At 47.4% G+C, this 22,549-nt stretch carries 24 protein-coding genes, 1 tRNA gene and 1 other RNA gene; 25 read left to right on the forward strand and 1 reads right to left on the reverse strand.

All coding sequences use genetic code 11. The annotated features are described in order from the left end of the window. The first annotated feature begins 18 nt into the window (after nt 1-18). From trxB to ACSW3C_RS16715, 6 genes are all read left to right on the forward strand, one after another. On the forward strand, nt 19-969 hold the full coding sequence (gene trxB / locus ACSW3C_RS16690) for a thioredoxin-disulfide reductase (RefSeq protein WP_238081152.1): 951 nt from the start codon (nt 19-21) through the stop codon (nt 967-969). 268 nt (nt 970-1,237) lie between these two features. Beyond that, complete coding sequence (locus tag ACSW3C_RS16695; RefSeq protein ID WP_486563942.1) at nt 1,238-1,717, forward strand: NUDIX domain-containing protein; 480 nt, start codon at nt 1,238-1,240, stop codon at nt 1,715-1,717. Nucleotides 1,718-1,722: 5 nt separating this feature from the next. Further along, nucleotides 1,723-2,610: an RNase adapter RapZ gene (rapZ, locus tag ACSW3C_RS16700; RefSeq protein ID WP_486563943.1), complete on the forward strand. Its 888-nt coding sequence runs from the start codon at nt 1,723-1,725 to the stop codon at nt 2,608-2,610. Nucleotides 2,611-2,614: 4 nt separating this feature from the next. Next, entirely contained in the window at nt 2,615-3,589 is a 975-nt protein-coding gene (locus tag ACSW3C_RS16705) for a gluconeogenesis factor YvcK family protein (RefSeq protein ID WP_486563944.1), read from the forward strand. Nucleotides 3,590-3,619: 30 nt separating this feature from the next. Beyond that, nucleotides 3,620-4,561 carry a DNA-binding protein WhiA gene (gene whiA / locus ACSW3C_RS16710; RefSeq protein ID WP_486563945.1) on the forward strand — a complete coding sequence of 314 codons (942 nt, stop codon included), beginning with the start codon at nt 3,620-3,622 and terminating at the stop codon, nt 4,559-4,561. A gap of 36 nt (nt 4,562-4,597) precedes the next feature. Next, complete coding sequence (locus ACSW3C_RS16715; RefSeq protein WP_238081142.1) at nt 4,598-4,855, forward strand: HPr family phosphocarrier protein; 258 nt, start codon at nt 4,598-4,600, stop codon at nt 4,853-4,855. A 143-nt stretch (nt 4,856-4,998) separates the two neighbouring features. Here the strand turns inward: ACSW3C_RS16715 and ACSW3C_RS16720 are convergent. After that, nucleotides 4,999-5,070, reverse strand: a tRNA-Arg gene (locus ACSW3C_RS16720). Nucleotides 5,071-5,254: 184 nt separating this feature from the next. Here ACSW3C_RS16720 and clpP point away from each other — a divergent pair. From clpP to ACSW3C_RS16815, 19 genes are all read left to right on the forward strand, one after another. Further along, nucleotides 5,255-5,857 (forward strand): ATP-dependent Clp endopeptidase proteolytic subunit ClpP, encoded by a 603-nt coding sequence (gene clpP / locus ACSW3C_RS16725; RefSeq protein WP_238081140.1) that lies wholly within the window; start codon nt 5,255-5,257, stop codon nt 5,855-5,857. 189 nt (nt 5,858-6,046) lie between these two features. Next, on the forward strand, nt 6,047-6,625 hold the full coding sequence (locus tag ACSW3C_RS16730; RefSeq protein WP_486563946.1) for a LemA family protein: 579 nt from the start codon (nt 6,047-6,049) through the stop codon (nt 6,623-6,625). Further along, a complete protein-coding gene (locus ACSW3C_RS16735; protein WP_486563947.1) occupies nt 6,625-7,446 on the forward strand; it encodes a TPM domain-containing protein in 822 nt (273 codons plus the stop codon). The genes ACSW3C_RS16730 and ACSW3C_RS16735 overlap by 1 nt, the downstream gene beginning before the upstream one ends. 661 nt (nt 7,447-8,107) lie before the next feature. Beyond that, complete coding sequence (locus ACSW3C_RS16740; protein WP_486563948.1) at nt 8,108-8,341, forward strand: glutaredoxin family protein; 234 nt, start codon at nt 8,108-8,110, stop codon at nt 8,339-8,341. Between the two features lie 103 nt (nt 8,342-8,444). Beyond that, entirely contained in the window at nt 8,445-9,485 is a 1,041-nt protein-coding gene (locus ACSW3C_RS16745) for a sugar-binding transcriptional regulator (protein ID WP_486563949.1), read from the forward strand. A 19-nt stretch (nt 9,486-9,504) separates the two neighbouring features. Further along, a complete protein-coding gene (gene gap, locus ACSW3C_RS16750) occupies nt 9,505-10,512 on the forward strand; it encodes a type I glyceraldehyde-3-phosphate dehydrogenase (protein WP_486563950.1) in 1,008 nt (335 codons plus the stop codon). A gap of 207 nt (nt 10,513-10,719) precedes the next feature. Continuing rightward, nucleotides 10,720-11,904: a phosphoglycerate kinase gene (locus ACSW3C_RS16755; RefSeq protein WP_486563951.1), complete on the forward strand. Its 1,185-nt coding sequence runs from the start codon at nt 10,720-10,722 to the stop codon at nt 11,902-11,904. 14 nt (nt 11,905-11,918) lie between these two features. Continuing rightward, on the forward strand, nt 11,919-12,677 hold the full coding sequence (tpiA, locus tag ACSW3C_RS16760; RefSeq protein WP_486563952.1) for a triose-phosphate isomerase: 759 nt from the start codon (nt 11,919-11,921) through the stop codon (nt 12,675-12,677). Continuing rightward, nucleotides 12,670-14,196 carry a 2,3-bisphosphoglycerate-independent phosphoglycerate mutase gene (gene gpmI / locus ACSW3C_RS16765; RefSeq protein WP_486563953.1) on the forward strand — a complete coding sequence of 509 codons (1,527 nt, stop codon included), beginning with the start codon at nt 12,670-12,672 and terminating at the stop codon, nt 14,194-14,196. Before tpiA ends, gpmI begins: the two co-directional genes overlap by 8 nt. Before the next feature lie 17 nt (nt 14,197-14,213). Next, complete coding sequence (eno, locus tag ACSW3C_RS16770) at nt 14,214-15,509, forward strand: phosphopyruvate hydratase (protein ID WP_486563954.1); 1,296 nt, start codon at nt 14,214-14,216, stop codon at nt 15,507-15,509. A 130-nt stretch (nt 15,510-15,639) separates the two neighbouring features. Next, entirely contained in the window at nt 15,640-15,867 is a 228-nt protein-coding gene (secG, locus tag ACSW3C_RS16775; protein ID WP_238081121.1) for a preprotein translocase subunit SecG, read from the forward strand. Between the two features lie 146 nt (nt 15,868-16,013). Further along, on the forward strand, nt 16,014-16,769 hold the full coding sequence (locus tag ACSW3C_RS16780) for an alpha/beta hydrolase (protein WP_486563955.1): 756 nt from the start codon (nt 16,014-16,016) through the stop codon (nt 16,767-16,769). Nucleotides 16,770-16,863: 94 nt separating this feature from the next. Continuing rightward, entirely contained in the window at nt 16,864-19,161 is a 2,298-nt protein-coding gene (rnr, locus tag ACSW3C_RS16785) for a ribonuclease R (RefSeq protein WP_486564044.1), read from the forward strand. A 45-nt stretch (nt 19,162-19,206) separates the two neighbouring features. Further along, on the forward strand, nt 19,207-19,674 hold the full coding sequence (gene smpB / locus ACSW3C_RS16790; protein ID WP_184211722.1) for an SsrA-binding protein SmpB: 468 nt from the start codon (nt 19,207-19,209) through the stop codon (nt 19,672-19,674). 158 nt (nt 19,675-19,832) lie between these two features. Continuing rightward, nucleotides 19,833-20,193: a transfer-messenger RNA gene (ssrA, locus tag ACSW3C_RS16795) on the forward strand. A gap of 349 nt (nt 20,194-20,542) precedes the next feature. Further along, nucleotides 20,543-20,836, forward strand: a complete 294-nt coding sequence (locus ACSW3C_RS16800) for a hypothetical protein (protein ID WP_486563956.1) — start codon at nt 20,543-20,545, stop codon at nt 20,834-20,836. A 47-nt stretch (nt 20,837-20,883) separates the two neighbouring features. Then, nucleotides 20,884-21,348 (forward strand): hypothetical protein, encoded by a 465-nt coding sequence (locus tag ACSW3C_RS16805; protein WP_486563957.1) that lies wholly within the window; start codon nt 20,884-20,886, stop codon nt 21,346-21,348. A 33-nt stretch (nt 21,349-21,381) separates the two neighbouring features. Continuing rightward, on the forward strand, nt 21,382-21,924 hold the full coding sequence (locus ACSW3C_RS16810) for a hypothetical protein (protein WP_486563958.1): 543 nt from the start codon (nt 21,382-21,384) through the stop codon (nt 21,922-21,924). A 470-nt stretch (nt 21,925-22,394) separates the two neighbouring features. Further along, the gene (locus tag ACSW3C_RS16815; protein ID WP_486564045.1) at nt 22,395-22,487 is read left to right on the forward strand and encodes a putative holin-like toxin; all 93 of its coding nucleotides are present in this window, start codon (nt 22,395-22,397) and stop codon (nt 22,485-22,487) included. Nucleotides 22,488-22,549: the final 62 nt, after the last annotated feature.

The raw sequence follows: 22,549 nt of genomic DNA on the forward strand, positions 1-22,549 counted from the left end.
TCAGAGGAGGAATTTTTCATGTCAACTGAGAAGATTTATGATGTGATTATAATTGGAGCTGGTCCTGCGGGAATGACAGCTGCGGTTTATACATCTCGCGGCAGTCTGTCGACGCTAATGCTGGAACGCGGTATACCTGGCGGCCAGATGGCAAATACAGAAGAAATCGAAAACTATCCGGGCTTTGAGTCCATCTTAGGACCGGATTTATCGACGAAGATGATGGATCACGCGAAACGTTTCGGTGCGGAATACGCATACGGCGACGTGAATGAAATCATCGACGGAGAAGAATACAAAACAATCATCTCCGGCAAAAAGCAATATAAAGCACGCTCCATCATCATCTCAACGGGTGCGGAATATCGCAAGATGGGCATCCCGGGAGAAAAAGAGCTTCAAGGCCGCGGCGTCAGCTATTGTGCGGTATGTGACGGTGCGTTCTATAAAGACAAAGAGATCGTCGTTATTGGCGGCGGTGACTCGGCTGTCGAAGAAGGCACATACTTGACTCGGTTCGCGAAGAAAGTAACGATTATTCACCGCCGTGATGAGCTGCGGGCACAAAAGATTCTTCAAGACCGTGCGTTTGCGAATGAAAAAATCGATTTCATCTGGAACTCGACTGTCAAGCAAGTGAATGGCGAGAACAACAAAATCAGTTCTGTCACACTCGTTTCGACTGTGGATGGTTCCGAGACGGAATTCAAAACAGAGGGTATGTTCATCTACATCGGTATGGATCCTCTGACAGCACCATTCAAGAACCTAGGCATCTTGGATGAAAACGGCTATATCGTAACAAATGAGGAGATGGAAACATCCATCCCGGGCATCTATGCAGCAGGTGATGTTCGTCAAAAGACGTTGCGTCAAGTTGTTACGGCAACTGGCGATGGTAGCATTGCCGCGCAAAACTGCCAGAAGTATGTTGAGGAATTGGCGGAGAAGCTGGAAGCCAACGCATAAGAAGCAGGGACGTATCAATTGGATCAGGTGAAGGAAAATGGATTTCTTCACCTGATTTAATAATAATCTACTTAATCAAACCTTAATATGCCTGTAATGGTAATGAAACAACTTTAGGTTATAGTAGAAGTATCAATTGACCCCCCTTTTTATATAGCAAGTTTTAAGGTGATCTGCCGTTCTTCGGCCAGGTTGCCTTCTTTTTTTGTTGTTTGCATCAAAATCGTTGTATACTAGTTATATGCATGCTAAAAAGTGAGGAACGCCTATGCAAAGAATCGCAAATTTACTTGTCGTCAAGGACGGTCAAGTTATTTTATTAAAAAAGCCAAGAAGAGGTTGGTATGTTGCGCCCGGCGGCAAGATGGACCCGGGCGAGTCGATATATGAGGCAGCCATTCGTGAATTCACTGAAGAAACTGGAGCTGTGCCAGTAAAGCCGCATCTGAAAGGGATCTATACGATGATGATCATGGATGAGGAAGGCAAAGAAGTGATCGACGAGTGGATGTTATTCACATTTGCCGCGACCGACCTGACGGGTACACCGTATGAATCGAACAGGGAAGGTGAGCTGGAATGGCATGACACCGAAGCGCTGCACACATTGCCGATGGCGGAAGGAGACCGCATGAATCTCTTGTTTGCGGTGTCAGAGCCACAGTCCATCCAGTACGGCACGTTTTATTACACCGAGGAATTTAAGTTGTTGAGATATGAACTTCAAAATTCAACGGAGGGTGATTGACTAGAATGGAAAACGAAAAACCGAACAGTGATGTAGAAGTCGTTATCATTACCGGCATGTCAGGTGCCGGAAAAACCGTTGCGATGCAGAGCTTCGAGGATTTGGGGTTTTATTGCATCGATAATTTACCGCCCGAACTGATGGTAACATTTTTAGATCTGATGATGAGATCAGAAACGAAAATGCGCCGTATCGCGGCTGTCATGGATACACGAGGCGGCGATCTGTTTGATTCGCTTATTGGCGCACTTGACGAGTTGAACCAACTGGAAGGGGTCTCTGTCAAGCTGCTGTTCCTGGACGCAGAAGATGAAACCTTAGTGAGACGTTATAAAGAGACCCGGCGTTCGCATCCGTTAGCCGAAGGTGGCCTGCCGCTCACCGGCATCCGGAAGGAACGGCTTCTTCTTTCCGAATTGAAAGGCCGGGCCCGCTCCATCTATAACACTTCGAAACTGAAGCCGAGAGAGCTGCGGGAGAAGATTATGGCTGAGTTCTCTGCCAAAGGAAGCACGTTGTTTACGGTCAATTTCATCTCCTTTGGTTTTAAGCACGGTATGCCGATTGATGCAGATGTTGTGTTCGACGTCCGATTTTTGCCTAACCCGTACTACATCCAGGAGTTGAAGCCGAAAACCGGGCTGGAATCAGAAGTATCGGAATATGTCCTGAAATGGAATGATACGCAGATGCTGATTGAGAAGCTCACAGATCTGTTCAAATTCCTAATACCGCAATATAAAAATGAGGGGAAATCCCAAGTGGTCATCGCTTTCGGCTGCACCGGGGGCCAGCACCGTTCGGTTACGTTAGCCGAATACTTTGGCAATCGGTTTAAGGAAGAATACCGGACGATTATTACCCACCGGGATATTGAGAAAAGAAAGGGTTGACAACATGATGCAATCCGGTAAAATGAAAAAAATTGTCGTCTTTGGAGGCGGCACCGGATTGTCCACGTTGCTGCGCGGGTTAAAGAAATTCCCTGTCGAGCTGACTGCAGTTGTTACGGTAGCAGACGACGGAGGCAGTTCCGGGAGGTTATTGGATCAATACAACATTCCACCTCCTGGTGATATCCGCCAAGTAATGGCAGCGCTTTCAGATGTTGAGCCTTTAATTGAGAAGATGTTCCAATATCGTTTTGCGACATCTGACGATCTAAAAGGCCATTCACTAGGCAATCTGATGCTTGCTGCGCTGACCGATATAACCGGGGATTTTGCCCGGGCAATCGAGAAGATGGGCAGGGTGTTGAACATCAAAGGGAAAGTCTTACCAGCTGCCAATCAACGAATTACGTTGCATGCAGAACTGGATGATGGGACAATAGTGACAGGGGAATCGAAAATTCCCGTCTATGGAAGCAAAATCAGAAGGGTCTATCTGTCTCCGCAAGAGGTAGAGCCGCTGCCGGAAACGGTGGAGGCGATTCAACAAGCGGATTTGATTATCTTCGGACCGGGCAGTCTATACACAAGCATCCTGCCGACCATCTTGGTACGGGACATCAGGGACGCGGTAGTGGCGGCTGCGGCGAAGAAAATATATATTGGCAATCTGACAACGCAGGCAGGAGAGACCTACCGCTATACAGCGTCAGAGCATGTAAAAGCATTACATGATCATGCGGAAACAGATTTTATCGATACGGTTCTTTTGAATGGGACGGATTTATCAGCCGAGCTGCAGGCGGAGGGACTTTCCGGCCAGGTGTGGCAGGTGGAGAATGATATAGAGGTGCTGCGGGAAATTGTGCCGCGGATCTTTATTGAGCCGATTTCAATTGTAACTGACGGCAGGGTCATCCATGATGCGGATAAAGTGGCCTCATGGGTAATGAATTTTATAGAAAATGAAACGGCCCGTTAACATGTGGAAGTGCCGGGAAAGGGGATTATCATGTCTTTTGCGGCAGAAGTGAAGAAGGAATTGACGCAAGTGGAATCCGATGATTGTTGCATTAAAGCCGAGATTTCGGCATTCATCCGGATGAACGGTGCTCTCTCCTTCTCGAACAAACAGCTGAGCCTGGATGTTCAAACAGAAAACGCGGCGATTGCCAGGCGTTTGTATTCCAACGTCAAGAAATTGTATCCTTATAAAGTGGAATTGCTCGTTCGGAAAAAAATGAGGCTGAAGAAGAACAATATATACATATGTAGAATCAGGGAAGGTGCCAAACAGCTTCTCGAGGATTTGTATATTTTGACTGGCACATTTCAGTTCAATAATGAGATTGCGGCACCTTTAGTCGAAAATGACTGTTGTAAACGAGCGTATTTAAGAGGTGCTTTTCTGGCCGGCGGGTCAGTGAACAATCCTGAAACATCTTCCTATCATTTGGAGATGTTCTCTTTCTATAAGGAGCATAGCGAGGCGCTGGTGGATTTGATGAACAGTTTTTATCTAAATGCCAAATCAATTGAGCGGAAAAAAGGCTATATCGCTTATTTGAAGGAAGCGGAAAAGATTTCGGATTTCCTCAGCCTGATCGGAGCCCATGTTTCCTTGATGAAGTTTGAAGATGTGCGGATCCTCAGGGATATGCGAAATAGCGTGAATCGACTCGTCAATTGCGAAACGGCCAACCTGAATAAAACGATCGGGGCGGCGCAGCGGCAAGTGGAGAATATCAAGTTCATTGAAAGTACAATCGGAATCGATCAACTGCCGGATCGCCTTCAGGAGATCGCGCGGCTGCGCGTCGAATACCAAGACATCACCCTTAAGGAATTAGGGGAAATGGTCTCAGGCGGACCCGTCAGCAAATCAGGAGTGAATCATCGGCTGCGCAAAATCGAAGAGATTGCAGATAAGCTTCGGGGTGGCGGCATTGAGTAATAGATGAAATCAGTGAGTGGAGAGGAGCCAAGTGTTATGGTGGAAAAAACAGTCGAAGTGAAAATGAAAACCGGGTTGCAGGCTAGACAGGCAGCCTTATTCGTCCAAGAAGCCAACCGCTTCTCGGCGGACGTCTTTTTAAAGAAGGACGAGCGTCAAGTGAACGCCAAAAGCATCATGGGCATCATGAGCCTGGCAGTAGCAAGAGGAACGTCTATCACGTTGATGGCGGATGGCGTGGACGAAGATAAAGCGATTGATACGCTTTCTGCGTTAGTGGAAAAAGAGAACTAATAAAATAAAAGTGCTGGAACCGCAATTGCAGTCCAGCACTCATTCTAGAAGATGAACGCCGTTTCTTTAAAAAGGAACGGTTCGTTTCGTTGAAAATAAAAAAATACCTTATCCAGATCAAATCTGAATAAAGTATTTGAGGACGCCCTCGGCAGGAGTCGAACCCACATTTCAAGAACCGGAATCTTGCGTGCTATCCATTGCACCACGAGGGCATATATAGTGTCCATATCTGTAACGGACAAGTTTCATTATACAAAAGAAGTGGAATGAATGCAATAGGTTTTTTAAAATGCATTATATTTGACCATTGTTGACTATAATAGGTATGATAAGGGTACAGTTGAAATACACTTTCAACAGACCGATAGTAACATCCACCTTAAAGGAGGAAATGGAATGAATTTAATACCTACAGTTATTGAGCAAACGAACCGCGGAGAACGCGCATACGACATTTACTCCCGTCTTTTGAAAGACCGGATCATCATGCTGGGAAGCGCGATCGACGACAACGTCGCAAACTCCATTGTAGCACAACTATTATTCTTGGAAGCAGAAGATCCAGAAAAAGATGTCTCCATCTACATTAACAGCCCGGGCGGCAGCATCACAGCCGGTATGGCGATCTACGATACGATGCAGTTCATCAAGCCGGACATCCAAACCATCTGTATCGGGATGGCAGCTTCTATGGGTTCATTCCTCTTGACTGCTGGAACAAAAGGCAAGCGTTATGCGCTTCCTAACGCAGAAGTCATGATTCACCAGCCACTCGGCGGTGCTCAAGGGCAAGCGACGGAAATTGAAATTGCAGCAAAACGTATTCTCTTCCTTCGCGAAAAATTGAACACGATCCTATCCGAGCGCACAGGCCAGCCGGTCGAAGTCATCGCGAAAGACACAGACCGCGACAACTTCATGACTGCAGAGCGTGCGAAAGAGTATGGTCTCATTGACCACATCATCACGAGAAGCGACATGAAAGATCTTTCGAAATAAGTTAGAATCGGCGGCTATCCTCTATTCCGGAGGGTAGCCGTTTTGCGTCTAATCCAATCCGGAATAGCGTATGCTGCAAAAAAGGTGAAACTTTTTAACAAGCCAGCCAGTAGAATTAGACAACCAACGTTTCAGAGCAACCGGCAATCGGGTACAAGAAACGTATTGATGAAAGAGGAGTGGAGTTCAATGAAAAAGATTTTAGGACCGATCGCAGTCATCGTGGGCATCATCGTCATACTCGGTATTATACTTGTTCCGAGTTACAATAAGTTCGTTAATTTAGAAGAAGATGTGGATCAATCGTATGCCCAAGTAGAAAATCAATTACAGCGGCGGCTGGATTTGATTCCAAACTTGGTCAACACAGTGAAAGGGTACGCGAGCCATGAAAAAGCAGTCATGACCGAAATCGCGGATGCCCGCTCCCGTTTGGCTGGAGCCACAGGACCCGAAGAACAAGCTGCAGCTGACGCTGAGCTTACAAGTGCTCTTGGCCGACTGCTCGTCGTAGTTGAAAACTATCCAGACTTAAAGGCAGACCGACAATTCATCCAGCTCATGGATGAACTAGCCGGCACTGAAAACCGAATCGGCGTCGCACGAAAAGACTACAATGACGTGGTGGCAAACTACAACCGACAAACGAAGCGCTTCCCGGGTAAACTCGTCGCTTCCATTTTCGGATTCGATGAAAAAGAATATTTCAAAGCAGACCCAGCTGCAACTGAAGCGCCTAAAGTTGACTTCGAGGATGGCAAAGACTGATGCGCACCGCATCCCGCTTCATCCTGATGGCCCTCATCTTCATAGCGGCCATCCTGCCGGGACGGGCATTGGCAGCGGATGTCCCTCCTTGGAACAAATATGATGAGTATGTGCAAGACCATGCGAATATCTTATCAGAAGAAGAAAAGGCGGAGTTGAATCGGTTAGGGAAACAGTTGAATGATGCAACGACAGCTGAACTAGCAGTTTTGACTTTGCCGAGTATTGGCGATGAACCAGTTGATGAGTTTGCAGTAGAGGCTCTTCGTCAATATGGCTTAGGTAAGAAAGGGCAAGATAATGGGGCTTTGCTTGTTGTCACGACTGTTCCAAATTCGAGTGGCGACCGGCATTTTGAATTAACAGTTGGATATGGACTGGAAGGAGCTCTTCCTGACGGAAAAGTTGGACGTATTATAGATGATGTGTCTATACCTTTTTTGCATGAGGAACAACCGGATATGGCCATCACAGAAGCATATAAAGCATTCTATAATGAAATTGCAAAAGAGTATGGCTGGAATGGTGAACTCGCCCAAGTGCAAACGGTTGAACGCCAGGATGATGGGGGCTTAGGTCTCCCTACTCCTATCGTCATCTTAATCATCATTTTCCTCTTACTCCGAATGTTCGGAAGCGGTGGCGGTCGTGGCGGCGGTGGCGGTCGAGGCAGACGCAGTAGATCACGAGGGCCCATCTTCTTCCCAGGATCATTTGGAGGAGGAGGCGGTTTCGGTGGAGGCGGTGGCTTCGGCGGAGGCGGAGGATTCTCCGGCGGAGGTGGCTCCGGTGGCGGAGGCGGCGCTGGACGAAGCTGGTAATGAAATAGGCATCCAATCCTTTTATGGGTTGGATGTTTTTTTGTTGGGCTGGAATGAAGAGTGGAGGTGCCGCGCATATAGCAGTCGCATCTTTGCATAGCCCTTCCCAATTTAGAGGGCAAGATAATTCATTGATTTCTACTAATCAAACCTTTAAGTGGTCAAGTGCATTCAGCGCGATATATGAGTCCAATTATGTTAATTCAACCCGCGAAGAGCACAAGTCACTATCGACAAACCAGGCGCGCATTAAGTAGCCGTACCCGCGCATAAAGAACCCCCAGCCGCGCATACGACACCCGTACCCAAGCATACACGCCATCCACCCGCGCATACAGCAGGCACACCCGCGCATAAAGCCTCTCACTCCGCTCATAAAACCCCTCCCTAGTTAAAAGGGCATGATGATTCATGTTACATCTACTACCCAAACTCTTAATGGTCAAGTGCATTCAGCGCGAATATAAGAAACCAAAGACATAAAGCCAACCCGCGAAGCAGTGTCTCCACCGACAAGCTAGGCGCGCATAAAGTAGTCGTACCCGCGCATACCCAGCTTCCACCCGCGCATAAAACCACCTCACACCACCACCCAACTTGTCCTCCCACTCTCTCATCCGTTATAATCAACCCATATAAAACAAGAACGAGGGTGAAAGCGATGCACGTCACATTTTACTCAAGACCGGGCTGTCATTTATGCGAGGATGCGGAAGCGATGATGAAGCTGGCGCAGGAGGATGTCCCGCTTACGTGGACGAAGGTTAATATTGAAGAGGATGATGAGGTTCACGAAAAGTATATGCTGATGATCCCGGTAATCGAGAAAGATGGCGAGGTTTTGATGTACGGATCCATCGGTTATATTGACATATTAAATTTGTTTGAAAAATGAAAGGAATAGGTATACAATAAATACAAGATCTATTTTTTTATCTTAGGTGGGACAAAAATAAATATGTGGGACATTTTTTGTCCATAGAAAAGAGGGGCTTTCATTGAACTCGGATTTCCTCGAGGCGCAACGGAAGCTTGTGCCTGAAATGATGGATCTCATGCAACAGCGATATAGTGCATTGAAATTGATTGATATGAGCGGGCCGATCGGCAGGCGGCAGCTGGGCCAAGTGGCGAGGCTGTCGGAACGGGAAGCGCGCAATGTGCTGGAGGCTCTTCGGGATGCGGGTTTGATCCGGATTGAGAAGGAAGGCGCCAGTGTGACAGAGGAAGGCAGGCAGATGCTGTCGTCGCTACGTACTAGTATGGATGATTGGTCGGGTCGCAATACGCTCGCGCGCTATTTGGAGCAGACGATCGGCATCCGGAAAGTCATTGTTGTCCCTGGCGACTCCGATATGACGTCTTCTGTCAAAGCCGTCATTGGCAAAGAGGCGGCAGAGCAATTTGTTTCCTTAATCGGAGACGGTCAAATTGTGGCGGTGACGGGGGGCAGTTCGGTTGCGGCAATCCCACCTTATATCGGGAAGTTCCCGGAAGCCGAACGGTTGCGGTTTATTGCAGCAAGAGGCGGCGTCGGGGAGGATATCGGATTACAGGCGAATGTCATCTCGGCTTTGTTTGCACAAGCTTGCGGCGCGACGTACAGCACGTTCTATTACCCGGAGACGCTAAGCAAAGAAGCGCATGAGGTGTTCCGGAAAGAACCAGCCGCACTTGAGATGATGGCCCTGTATGAGAAGACGGATTGCGTCCTGCATGGGATTGGCGATGCGAAAAAGATGGCTGCGATACGGAATTCATCCGATGAGGAATTGGAAATGCTGGAACAGGGGAAAGCTCTTGGAGAGGCATTCGGTTATTACTTCGATGAAAACGGAAACGTCGTCTATCGATTGCGGACGGTCGGCATCCAGACCGAACAGCTGGAACATGTCCCTCTATTAATTGCGGTGGCAGGCGGTGCAAGCAAAGCAGCCGCGATACTCGCCTATATGGCAAGCGCGCCTCGGCAGACGATTTTAGTGACCGATGAAGGGGCAGCCGCTGAAATGCAACGGATATTACGTAAAAATACTTAAATAGATGGAGGTCATTCACATGACATTGAAAATGGCGATTAACGGATTTGGACGAATTGGCAGAGTGGTATTTCGGGAAGCAATGGCACATGACGATATTGAAATCGTCGCGGTCAACGATTTGACGGACGCAGCGATGCTGGCGCATTTGCTCAAGTATGACTCGGTGCACGGAATTTTTGATGCGGAAGTCGGATCGGATGAAAATCATCTCGTTGTCAACGGCAAAAAGATTCGCGTGTACGCTGAAAAAGATCCTGCGGCGTTGCCTTGGAAAGACCTTGAGGTCGATGTTGTCATCGAATCAACAGGCGTCTTCCGCGACCAAAAAGGACTTCAAAAGCATATCGATGCAGGGGCGAAAAAAGTGATCTTGTCAGCTCCGGCAAAAGGCGATATCAAAACATTGGTTATGGGCGTTAACCACAAGGATTACGATGCAGGTTCCGACCATATCGTATCGAACGCTTCTTGTACGACAAACTGCCTGGCGCCTGTCGTCAAAGTGCTAAACGACGAGTTTGGCATAAAGCGCGGCATGATGACAACAGTCCACTCGTACACAAATGACCAGCGCATCCTGGACTTGCCACATGAAGATTACCGCCGTGCGCGCGCAGCTGCGGAATCCATGATTCCAACGACAACAGGCGCTGCATCTGCAGTCACAAAGGTTATCCCTGAACTGAAAGGGAAGCTCGACGGTATGGCAGTCCGCGTTCCGACACCGAACGTATCCCTCGTTGATTTCGTTGCGGAAGTCGGCAAGGAAGTGACAGTCGAAGACGTGAATGCAGCTTTGAAAAATGCTTCTGAGAATGAATTAAAAGGTTTCTTGTACTACAATGAAATTCCGCTCGTGTCCCGCGACTATAACGGAAACACAGCATCTTCCACTGTAGACGGCCTGTCCACTATGGTGCTTGACGGCAATATGGTGAAGGTCATCTCTTGGTACGACAATGAATCAGGATACTCTGCACGCTGCATCGACTTGGCATTATTCATGCAGCAACAAGGGTTCTAATCAAATCATAGCCAACACACAGCCTACGACTTATAATATAGTTGGGTAGAGGAACGGATCAGCCCGTTCCTCTTTTTTCTACATACCGATCCTGGATGATTTTCTGCGGTAGCAGATGTTGGGATATGGTATGATTAGGCGGAAAGAAGTTGCCGGGGATTCCCCGCAAAAGGAAGTAACATTACATACGGAGGTGTGCTATTTTTCATGATGTCCAAACAGACGATGAAAGATATAGAACTAGGTGGCAAACGAGTTTTTTGCCGGGTTGATTTTAATGTGCCGATGGAGGATGGAGCTGTTACGGATGATACGAGAATCCGTGCTGCTATCCCGACGATCGAATATTTGACCAGCCAAGGGGCCAAAGTCATTTTAGCAAGCCACCTCGGCCGCCCGAAAGGCGAAGTGAAAGAGGAATTCAGACTGACAGCGGCAGGAGAACGACTGTCCCAATTGATTGGGAAGCCGGTAACGAAGCTGGATGAATCAATCGGATCCACTGTCGAAGAAGCAATCGCTTCCATGCAGGACGGCGATATCCTATTGCTAGAAAACGTTCGGTTCCATCCAGGCGAGGAAAAGAACGATCCTGAACTGGCCAAACAATTTGCCGCGCTTGCGGACTTGTTCGTCAACGATGCGTTTGGCGCTGCACACCGTGCACATGCATCGACTGCCGGCATCGCAGACTATTTGCCTGCTGTTTCCGGATTGCTTCTAGAAAAGGAATTGGACGTGCTTGGAAAAGCATTATCCGATCCGGACCGTCCGTTTACCGCAATTATTGGCGGAGCGAAAGTAAAGGACAAAATCGGAGTCATCGACCACCTGCTCGACAAAGTCGATAATTTATTAATTGGCGGCGGACTCTCCTATACATTCTCCAAAGCGCAAGGGTATGACACAGGCAACTCGCTTTTGGAAGAAGATAAAATTGAACTGGCAGCCTCATTTATTCAAAAAGCAAAAGACAAAGGTGTCAATTTGTACTTGCCGATCGACGCGGTCATTGCGGATGAATTCTCTGCGACTGCCAACGTACAAACAGTAAAAATCGATGCAATGCCTGCTGGCTGGATGGGTCTTGATATCGGACCTGAAACAGCAGCACTGTATGCAAAAGTAATCGAACAATCGAAGTTGGTCATTTGGAACGGGCCGATGGGCGTATTTGAAATGGAGCCATTCTCGCAAGGGACGAAGCAAGTGGCTGAAGCAATGGCCCGCACGGAAGCGTATACCGTCATCGGCGGCGGCGACTCTGCAGCAGCTGTTGAGAAGTTCCATGTCGCTGATCAAATGGATCACATTTCTACAGGCGGCGGCGCATCCCTTGAATTTATGGAAGGCAAGGAACTTCCGGGCGTATCTGCTTTAAACGATAAGTGAGAGGAGAGATCGAAGTGCGGAAACCGATCATTGCAGGAAACTGGAAAATGTATAAGACGATGGGGGAAGCGAAAACCTTTGTCGATGAAGTAAAAGGCAAGCTGTCCGCCTCGGATGTCGATGCGGTCATCTGCTCGCCGGCACTCTATTTGGCTGAGCTTGTACAAATGGCGAAGGGTACCCCTCTCTCCATCGGTGCCCAAACGATGCACGACCAGGACGAAGGCGCGTTTACGGGCGAAGTGAGCCCGACAATGCTTGCAGACCTTGGCGTCGGGTATGTCATTTTAGGTCACTCCGAACGCCGGCAATATTTCAATGAAACGGATGAGTCGGTCAATGCGAAAGTGAAAGCTGCTTTTGCCCATCAATTGACACCAATCGTCTGTGTCGGCGAAACATTGGAAGAGCGTGAAGCAGGCGAGACGGTCAGCCGCGTTTCTGTCCAAGTGAAAAAAGCGTTCCAAAACATCAAGGGAACAGACGCAGTCAATGCCGTTGTCGCATACGAACCCATCTGGGCGATCGGCACAGGGAAAACAGCGACGGCTGATGATGCGAATGAAGTATGTAAAGAAATCCGTTCCGCCATCGCAGCATTATACGATCAGGAGATCGCAGACAGCATCCGTATCCAATACGGCGGCAGCGTGAAACCTGAAAATATCGTCGAGCTTCTGTCCAAGGAGCATATCGACGGCGCACTCGTAGGCGGTGCGAGCCTAGATCCGGCATCCTTCCTGAAATTGGTGGAGGCGGGCGTCCATGAGTAAAGGACCGGTAGCACTCATCATCTTAGATGGCTTCGGCCTGCGGGATGAGAAATTCGGCAATGCGGTCGCTCAGGCGAATAAGCAGAATTACGATTTACTATGGAACAACTTCCCTCATTCCACGCTCACGGCATGCGGCGAAGCCGTCGGTTTGCCGGAAGGCCAGATGGGGAACTCCGAAGTCGGCCATTTGAATATCGGAGCCGGCCGGATTGTCTACCAAAGCCTGACGCGCATTAACAAGTCCATCAAAGATGGAGACTTCTTTGAGAACCCGGCTTTGCTGAAGGCGGTCCAGCATGCCAAACAAAATGGCACCGCGCTGCATTTGATGGGGCTTGTATCGGACGGGGGCGTCCATAGCCATTATGAGCATATGTTCGCCCTCTTGCGATTAGCGAAAATGAACGGGCTAGATAACGTATATGTTCACGCTTTTCTGGACGGCCGCGATGTCGGACCGAAAACAGCGATGGAGTACATCAGCCAAACTGAAAAAGTTATGGAGAACTTGGAAGTCGGCAAGATTGCGACGGTCTCGGGACGTTATTATGCGATGGACCGGGACAAGCGATGGGACCGCGTGGAACTGGCGTACCGCGCGATCGTCGACGGATCTGGAAACACGGCTGCTTCTGCGTCCGAAGGAATTCTCAAATCATATGATGAGGACGTAACGGATGAATTCGTCGTGCCATTTGTCATTGAGAAGGATGGAAAACCGGTCGCCACTGTTAATGAAGGAGATGCGGTCATCTTCTTTAATTTCCGTCCAGACCGCGCAATCCAGCTATCTCGGGCGTTTACAGATCCGTCCTTCGACGGGTTCCATACAGGACCGAAAACGCTCGAAAACCTGGAGTTTGTCACCTTCACTGAATACAGCGAGGAAGTCCAGGCGGATGTTGTGTTCCGAAACGACAACCTCGTCAACACGATCGGCGAAGTGCTGTCGGCAAACGGGCTGCGGCAATTGCGTATCGCAGAAACTGAAAAGTACCCGCATGTCACCTTCTTCATGAGCGGCGGACGGGAAGAGGAGTTTGAAGGGGAAACCCGGATTCTCATCGCATCCCCGAAAGTCGCGACGTATGACTTGAAGCCGGAAATGAGCGCAGTGGAAGTGACGGAAGCGCTGCTTGCGCAAATTAATGATGACAAGCAGGATGCAATTATCCTCAACTTTGCCAACCCAGACATGGTCGGCCATAGCGGTATGCTGGAGCCAACCGTCAAGGCAATCGAGACGGTGGATGTATGCCTCGGCCAAATCATTGATGCCATCCATGCGAAGGGCGGCGTTGCGATCGTGACAGCTGACCATGGCAATGCGGATGAAGTGAGGACAGAGGAAGACAAACCGATGACAGCCCACACGACGAATCCTGTGCCTGTCATTATTACGAAACATGACATCACGATCCGCGAAGGCGGTATTCTAGCTGATCTGGCACCGACGATGTTGAAGCTGCTCGGAATTGAACAACCTGCTGAAATGACAGGAACACCATTATTTTAATTAAGGAGAGAATAACTATGCCAATCATTACACATATCCAAGCAAGAGAAGTCCTTGATTCACGCGGAAATCCGACAGTCGAGGTGGAAGTGTTCACAGAAAGCGGCGCATTCGGTCGCGCGATCGTCCCTTCCGGAGCATCGACAGGCGAATACGAAGCGGTTGAGCTGCGTGACGGAGATGCGGACCGCTACAATGGCAAAGGTGTTCTAAAGGCGGTTGACCATATCGAAGAAATCATCGCAGAAGAGCTTGTGGACCGGTACTCTGTCCTTGACCAAGTACTTATCGACAAGGCATTGATTGAACTGGATGGCACGAAAAACAAAGGAAAGCTTGGCGCTAACGCGATTTTAGGCGTTTCCATGGCGGTTGCACATGCGGCTGCTGACTATCTCGATATCCCGCTTTATCAATACTTAGGCGGAGTCAACGCGAAGCAATTGCCGGTACCGATGATGAACATCCTAAACGGCGGCGAACATGCGGATAACAACGTAGATATCCAGGAATTCATGGTTATGCCAGTCGGTGCAGAGTCATTCCGCCACGGACTTCGCATGGGTGCGGAAATCTTCCATAGCCTGAAGAGCGTCCTCAAAGCAAAAGGCTTGAATACGGCTGTAGGTGATGAAGGCGGCTTCGCGCCGAACTTAGCTTCTAACGAAGAAGCACTTTCTACGATCATTGAAGCGATCGAAAAAGCGGGCTACAAGCCAGGTGAAGAAGTATTGCTTGCAATGGACGTCGCGTCTTCCGAGTTCTACGACAAAGAAGCAGGCAACTATAACTTAGCGGGCGAAGGTATCGTCAAGACATCTGAGGAAATGGTTGATTGGTACGAAGAGCTTTGCAATAAATACCCGATCGTTTCTATCGAAGACGGCTTGGATGAAAACGACTGGGCGGGCCATAAATTGCTGACAGAACGCCTTGGCAAAAAAGTGCAGCTTGTCGGTGATGACTTGTTCGTAACAAATACAGAAAAATTGGCACGCGGCATTGAAGAGGGCGTGGGCAACTCCATCCTCATCAAAGTAAACCAAATCGGTACATTGACAGAAACATTCGATGCAATCGAAATGGCGAAACGCGCAGGCTATACAGCCGTTATCTCCCACCGTTCCGGTGAGTCGGAAGATACGACAATTGCCGACATCGCAGTAGCGACAAACGCTGGCCAAATCAAAACGGGTGCACCTTCCCGTACAGACCGCGTGGCGAAATACAACCAGCTTCTTCGCATCGAAGATCAGCTGGATGATACAGCGCAATACCTCGGAGCACGCACTTTCTATAATTTGAAAAAGTAATAGACCGAGCAGGAACCTCTTCACGACATTTCTGCATAATCAGACGGAATTGACAAATGTTGTTGTCACGTTTGGCAATGTTTGATAGAATAGAAATGTCGTGATGTACTATGCAGGAGGTGGGAACAAAGTGCATGCTTTGTTAATGACGTTGCTTTTAATTGTCTCAATCGCTTTAATCGTAGTAGTCTTATTGCAATCCGGAAAAAGTGCAGGCCTGTCAGGAGCCATCTCCGGTGGTGCTGAACAACTTTTTGGAAAACAAAAGGCGCGTGGATTGGACCTCGTCCTCCAACGGGTGACGATTGTATTGTCCATTCTGTTTTTTATTTTAGCAATTGCGATCGTTAAATTTTAACAACATATTGTAAGCAGACTTGCTCAGCGCCTGACCTTCCAAGTAGGGTCAGGCGTTTTCTTTTCTCTTTCATTGGGAAGAATAGGATAAGAGAAGGAGCGCATGATACATATAGGTGACCATTTACATCTAAACGTTTTGGAAGGATGATTGATTTGAGAATTGCTCAACCGAAACCGTTTTTCTTTGAAAAGGGGAAGCGTGCTGTCCTCTTGCTGCACGGATTTACCGGCACATCAGCTGACGTCCGGATGCTCGGCCGTTTTCTGGAGAAGAAAGGCTATACATCACTTGCGCCGCATTACCGCGGGCATGGCGTGCCGCCCGAGGAATTGATCGAGACGGGACCGGATCAGTGGTGGGCCGATGTCGAAGCAGGATACAATCAGCTGCGCGAGGCAGGCTATGAGGAAATCGCAGTCGCCGGCTTGTCGCTGGGCGGCGTGTTTTCATTGAACGTAGGAATGAATTATCCGGTAAAGGGTATTGTGACAATGTGTGCGCCGATGTCGATGAAGACGACGGACACGATGTTTGAAGGTGTATTGAAATACGCGAAAGACTATAAGAAGTACGAAGGAAAAGAGGAGTCCGTCATCGAAGAGGAAGTGGATGCTCTTCGCGGAAAAACGATGCCGTCTTTGGCAGACTTGCGGGCCCTTGTATATGATGTCAGAGAGAAGCTCGACCATGTGTATGCGCCGTTATTTGTCGTCCAGGCGACGCAGGATGATGTCATTGATCCCGATTCGGCCAACGTCATTTACGACAACACCGAATCGCTCGATAAGCAAATCAAATGGTATGAAAACTCCGGCCACGTCATTACATTAGGGCCGGAAAAGGAACAACTCCATGAAGATGTATTTCAATTTCTTGAATCATTGGATTGGAACGTGTGAAACTGTAACTAGATGAACATGTTGTAGATAGAAGGAGGGGACTTTATCATTGGAATTTTTTGATGAGCAATTAAGAGAACGTCTCTTGGCATTCATGAAAGAGGAATCGTATAAACCGCTCACGGTCCAGGAGATCCAGGAATCATTAGGAATCGAAGGGGCGGCGGAATTCAAGGAACTGGTTAAGATGCTTGTCCATCTTGAGCAGAAGGGCGACATCGTAAGATCCCGGACAAACCGATATGGCGTGCCGGAGCGCATGAATCTCGTGCGGGGCAAATTTATTGGCCACGCGAAAGGCTTCGGATTTGTGGCCCCGGAAACGGAAGGCATGGATGATATTTTCATTCCGCCGACAGAAGTGAACGGCGCGATGAATGGCGATATCGTACTCGTCCGCATTGCGAACAGCTCCATGGGCGACCGCCGCGAAGGAACGATCATCCGAATCGCGGAACGGAAGACGACAAAAGTCGTTGGAACATATCAGGACAATCGCGGCTTCGGCTTCGTTATCCCGGATGACAAACGGCTGCCGATGGACATTTTCATCGCGAAAGGCCATAGCCTGAATGCGGTGGAAGGCCATAAAGTCGTCGTTGAAATTACGGAATGGCCGAGTGAACTGAAATCGGCTACGGGCATGGTCGTGCAAATTCTCGGGCATAAAAACGACCCGGGTGTCGATATTTTATCGATCATTTATAAACACGGCATTGAAATCGAATTCCCGCAAGAGGTCATGGATGAGATTAAATCGACTCCGGACACGGTGCAGGAAAAAGACTTGTTCAAGCGCCGCGACTTGCGCAACGAGCAGATCATTACGATTGACGGCGCAGATGCGAAAGACTTGGACGATGCCGTTTCCGTCGTGAAGAACAGTGATGGCACGTACGTGCTGTCCGTCCATATCGCTGACGTCAGCCATTATGTGCGGGAGAACACAGCGCTGGACGATGAAGCGTATGAACGCGGAACGAGCGTCTATTTGACTGACCGGGTGATTCCGATGTTACCGCATAAGCTGTCGAACGGCATCTGTTCGTTAAATCCAGGCGTCGACCGGCTTACATTGTCGTGTCGGATGACGATTGACGGAAGCGGGAAAATTACCGACCATGAAATTTTCGAAAGTGTGATCCATTCGAAAGAGCGGATGACGTATACAGATGTGTATAAGATCATTGCGGAGAAGGACGAAGAGCTGCTTAAAAAGTATGAGCATATCGTTCCGATGCTCAATGACATGGGCGAACTCGCTGCCATCCTGCGCCAGAAGCGGATGAGCCGTGGCGCGATTGACTTCGATTTCAAGGAATCGAAAGTCCTTGTCAATGAAGAAGGCTGGCCGACGGATATCGTGCTGCGCGAACGGACGGTTTCTGAGCAGCTGATCGAGGAATTCATGCTCGCGGCGAATGAAACAGTGGCGGAGCATTTCCACTGGCTGAATGTGCCGTTCATCTACCGGATCCACGAAAATCCGAAAGAGGAGAAACTAGCGCGTTTCTTTGAGTTCCTGACGAATTTCGGTATCGTCGTGAAGGGGACAGGAAACCATGTCCACCCGCGTGCCTTGCAGGAAATTATCGAATCGATCGAAGGCCTGCCGGAAGAAACGGTCATTTCGACGATGTTGCTTCGTTCCATGCAACAGGCGAAATACTTCGAGGAAAGCCTCGGCCACTTCGGCTTGTCGACTGATTTCTATACGCACTTCACATCACCGATCCGCCGTTATCCGGACTTGATCGTCCACCGGCTGATCCGCACGTATTTGATCGAGAAGGACCTGTCGTCCGAAACGATCGCCCACTGGAACGCTGCGCTGCCGGAAATCGCTCAGCATACATCCGACAGGGAAAGACGTGCAGTCGATGCAGAACGCGATACAGACGCACTGAAGAAGGCACAGTACATGCTTGATAAGATCGGTGAGGAATTCGACGGAGTCATTTCGTCCATTACGAATTTCGGTATGTTCGTTGAGCTGGAAAATACGGTGGAAGGGCTCGTCCATGTTAGCTATATGACAGACGACTACTACCGATTCGACGACCGCCAAATGATGATGATCGGCGGACATACAGGCAAGCAGTTCCGCATCGGGGACGAAGTGACGATTCGCGTTGTATCCGTCAAACCGGAAGAATCCGCGATCGACTTTGAAATCGCCGGCATGAAGCAATCATTCCACCGGACGCGCAAAGAAGCGCCGAAAGTCATCCATGCGAAAAAGCAAGGAGGATCGGAAGGCGGCAAACGCGGGGAAGGCAAGCGAAGCGACAAGTCGTCACCAGGCAAGAAACAGGGCGGACCGAGCCAGAAGAAGAAATTCTATGAGGGCGTCGCCAAGAAAACAAAGAAACGTCCAAGAAAGAGAAAATAGGCCGGAGCGGCAATCCCCTCCGGCTGCTTTAGAGGGGTGTTGACAATGGGAAAAGGCCAAGGAAAAGTCATTGCGGTCAATAAAAAAGCAAACCATGACTTCGCAATCGAAGAAACAATCGAAGCGGGCATCGTCCTCCAAGGAACGGAAATCAAATCAGTCCGCAACGGAAAGGTCCAGCTTCGCGACGCGTTTGTCCTCATTCGCAACAACGAAGCATGGATCTCCAATATGCATATTAGCCCGTACGAGCAAGGGAACCGGTACAACCACGATCCCATCCGTTCCCGCAAGCTGCTGCTGCACCGCAAGCAGATCAGCACGCTCGTCGGCCAAATCAAAGAACAGGGCGTCGCCATCGTCCCACTCAAAATGTACTTGAAGGACGGCTTCGCCAAAGTCCTGATCGGCATCGGGAAAGGGAAAAAGCTCTACGACAAACGGGACGACCTGAAGAAAAAAGAAGCAAAACGCGAAATGGAACGCGCCTTCAAAGCGAAGCAGCAATACTAAGCGGAAGCGTTTTCCATTGAAATTGCAGCAAAAACATTGTATGATAGGGACAGTGATAGTTCAGAAACCTGCTATGCTTCGGGCATAGCACTTCCTGACTCTCCAGTTGATTGTGTTGACAGGCAGGCATAGCGCCTAGCTGGTCAACCTTTTATACCGGGGACGTTACGGATTCGACAGGGGTGGTCTGAGCTTGAGCTGCGCGTCGGAGGGCTCGACTCCGTCAGAAACGGCAGTTAATAATAACTGGCAAAACAAACAACAACTTAGCATTCGCAGCGTAAGCTGATGAATCTGCCTAGCAGTTCCATCGCCCATGTGGCATTGTTAGGCTCACCTATTAGTGGGATACGGTAACGGTCGCCTCCTGAGGCCGTTGCAAGAGATTACCAGGATAGCGCTCAAGACGCCTTGATTGACGGCATAATGCAGTGCGAATCGTAAGTAGTCAATCTACACGCGTAGACGCTTAAGTATTGGAGCCTTTGGACGTGGGTTCGACTCCCACCGTCTCCATAAGTTTTATGGAAAATAGAATTGAAAAGAAGCATGAACTTTCCGATTGGAGAGCTCATGCTTCTTTTTTGTTTATTAGAAAGGGACATGATTATAATATTAATTAAGCATGTGACAATTCGTTCAAGTTGGGAAGTGTGACATCTCAGCACGTATTAAGGTACATGATATTTGTTTAATAGGTTCTTGTGAGACCGAGAAAAGAAAAGTAGGTATCGGTATTATGGTCTGGTAGATGCCCAATATACATAAGAAGTTCAAAAACTTTTTCACAAAAATTTATTCTATCTATGTACCTCTTAAAAAGATAGAATATATAGTAGAGATATATTTTAATTTAGGGGGTATTTTAATGTTTTCAAGGGCAACGTTAGTTGATATTTTTAGTTTATTCAGTGAACAAACACATTCAGCTTTAGACAAGTTTTTTTATAAATACGGTATTGACTCATATACAGCCAATGCATCTAATAAAGAAAATAAAGCAATGGCAGCAGTAAGATATTTAGAAGACAACCCTAATGCAAAAGGAATTTTAGGGGGAGATATGGCTTTTGAAATGGCAGAAGAGATAATAGAGATTTACGCTAATAATTCATATTATTATGATGTAACAACGGGGGAACTTAGAGGATATCCTAATTAAAAAGATTACTATTAAAAGATGGATTTGATATTAGGGATGGTCAATTAGTGAGATTAGTTGATTCTACGATTGACTATGTAAAAAATGAGATTTTGCTTTTGAAATTGTTGGAAGAGCATAATTTTAGTATAGCTAAAGGACATTATACTCAAGCAGTGAACGCTTTTACTAGAGGAGACTGGGCTGCATGTAACAGTCAGATAAGAACTTTTGTCGAAGAATTGTTATGTAAATTAGCAGAAGATATTACTGGGAATAACTTTAATAATAGTAACAGTGCTAGAACTGCATTATCACAAAGTTCCCCTAAATTATTTTATCCAGAGTTGAATGAGTGGTTAAATAATGGTCAGGGATATTTTGAAACATTTTGGAAGAGACTGCATCCTCAAGGTTCGCATCCTGGTTTATCAGATGAATATGATAGTATGTTCAGATTAAACATAGTACAAATTTCTATTTTAGAAGTATTAAGAAGATACGATAATGATAAGATGGGAATTCAAAGTTAAATTTATTGATGTTATAAGAAAGGTGTTAAAGAGTTGAATACAAATGATTTTGGAACTTTACTTGTGATATTTATCTTAATTTTATTAACAAGTGTATTTTTTTTCCCTAGTACAATAGTTAAGGTAGCATTCTTAGTTGCATTAGTTATCGTTTTTGTGGGTAATGAGTGGAATGAATGGAATTCCAATAAAAAAGGAGTTATTAAACCCTCTAGAATTTTCTTAGGTAAATTAGAAATTCATATTGGAAATAAAGCTGAAGGAAAAAAAAGGAAGTTTTTTGCGATTTTCATAGATAATGTAATTTGGGCAAGAGATAACAATATTGAGTGTGTTGAATTTTATTCGTGGTTTGATGTAGAAGATGAAATTAAAAATTTATTTAGAGATTCAGTAATTATTACTAGACCGAACCTTTATAAAACTATTGGTAATCAATATATCAACCCGTACTATTGGATAAGTAAAGATAAAAACCCTTTATTAAAATGTACAATCGATACTTCAAAATTTGATGAAGAAATTTTGAAAACTTTAAAAGAAAAATCTATCAGACTTAATGGAAAGAAATTATAATTATATCAGGTCTCCGAACTAAGTTCATAAATATGTAATACTCCCTAGTGGAGAAAATCGTTTGTAATAGAAGTGTGGAGTAGTCTTCAATCTCTTGCAGCAGTAAGTGTCGGCATATTGAAGCGTGAATCCTAAATAGGCAAGATACACGCGTAGAAGCTTGAGTGTTGGAGTTTCTGGACGCGGGTTCGACTCTCGCAGTCCATAGCTATTATGGACAATAACAAAGAAAAGAAGCGCAAATTCTCTATATGGGGGATTTGTGCTTCTTTTTTAGTGTGCGAGCATTTAAAACTCCTGTTCGCTTTTCAATTCAACGCTTAGTGATAGCATGGGAGGTACAGCTACATACGGCGGATGGGCGGTTGGCACTCCCTTGTTATAAAGGAAAGGCGGGCTACGAGCGCCACGTCCTGTGGCAACGCCATGACCCACATCGTGTGGGCCCGTGTATTGTGACATACGAAGCAATGAATATGATGTTCCAGTTTGGAATGTTCCTCGTAGCAACGGCAATAGCCATTGTAGCGATGATTGCTCTATACACCAAAAGAAAAAAGTAACTACCCTCCGCTAACCGGTAAGTAAGCAGGGTAGTTACTCTTGTAAAAACTCTCGTGATACT

Source organism: Sporosarcina sp. AD_1 (assembly GCF_057373025.1).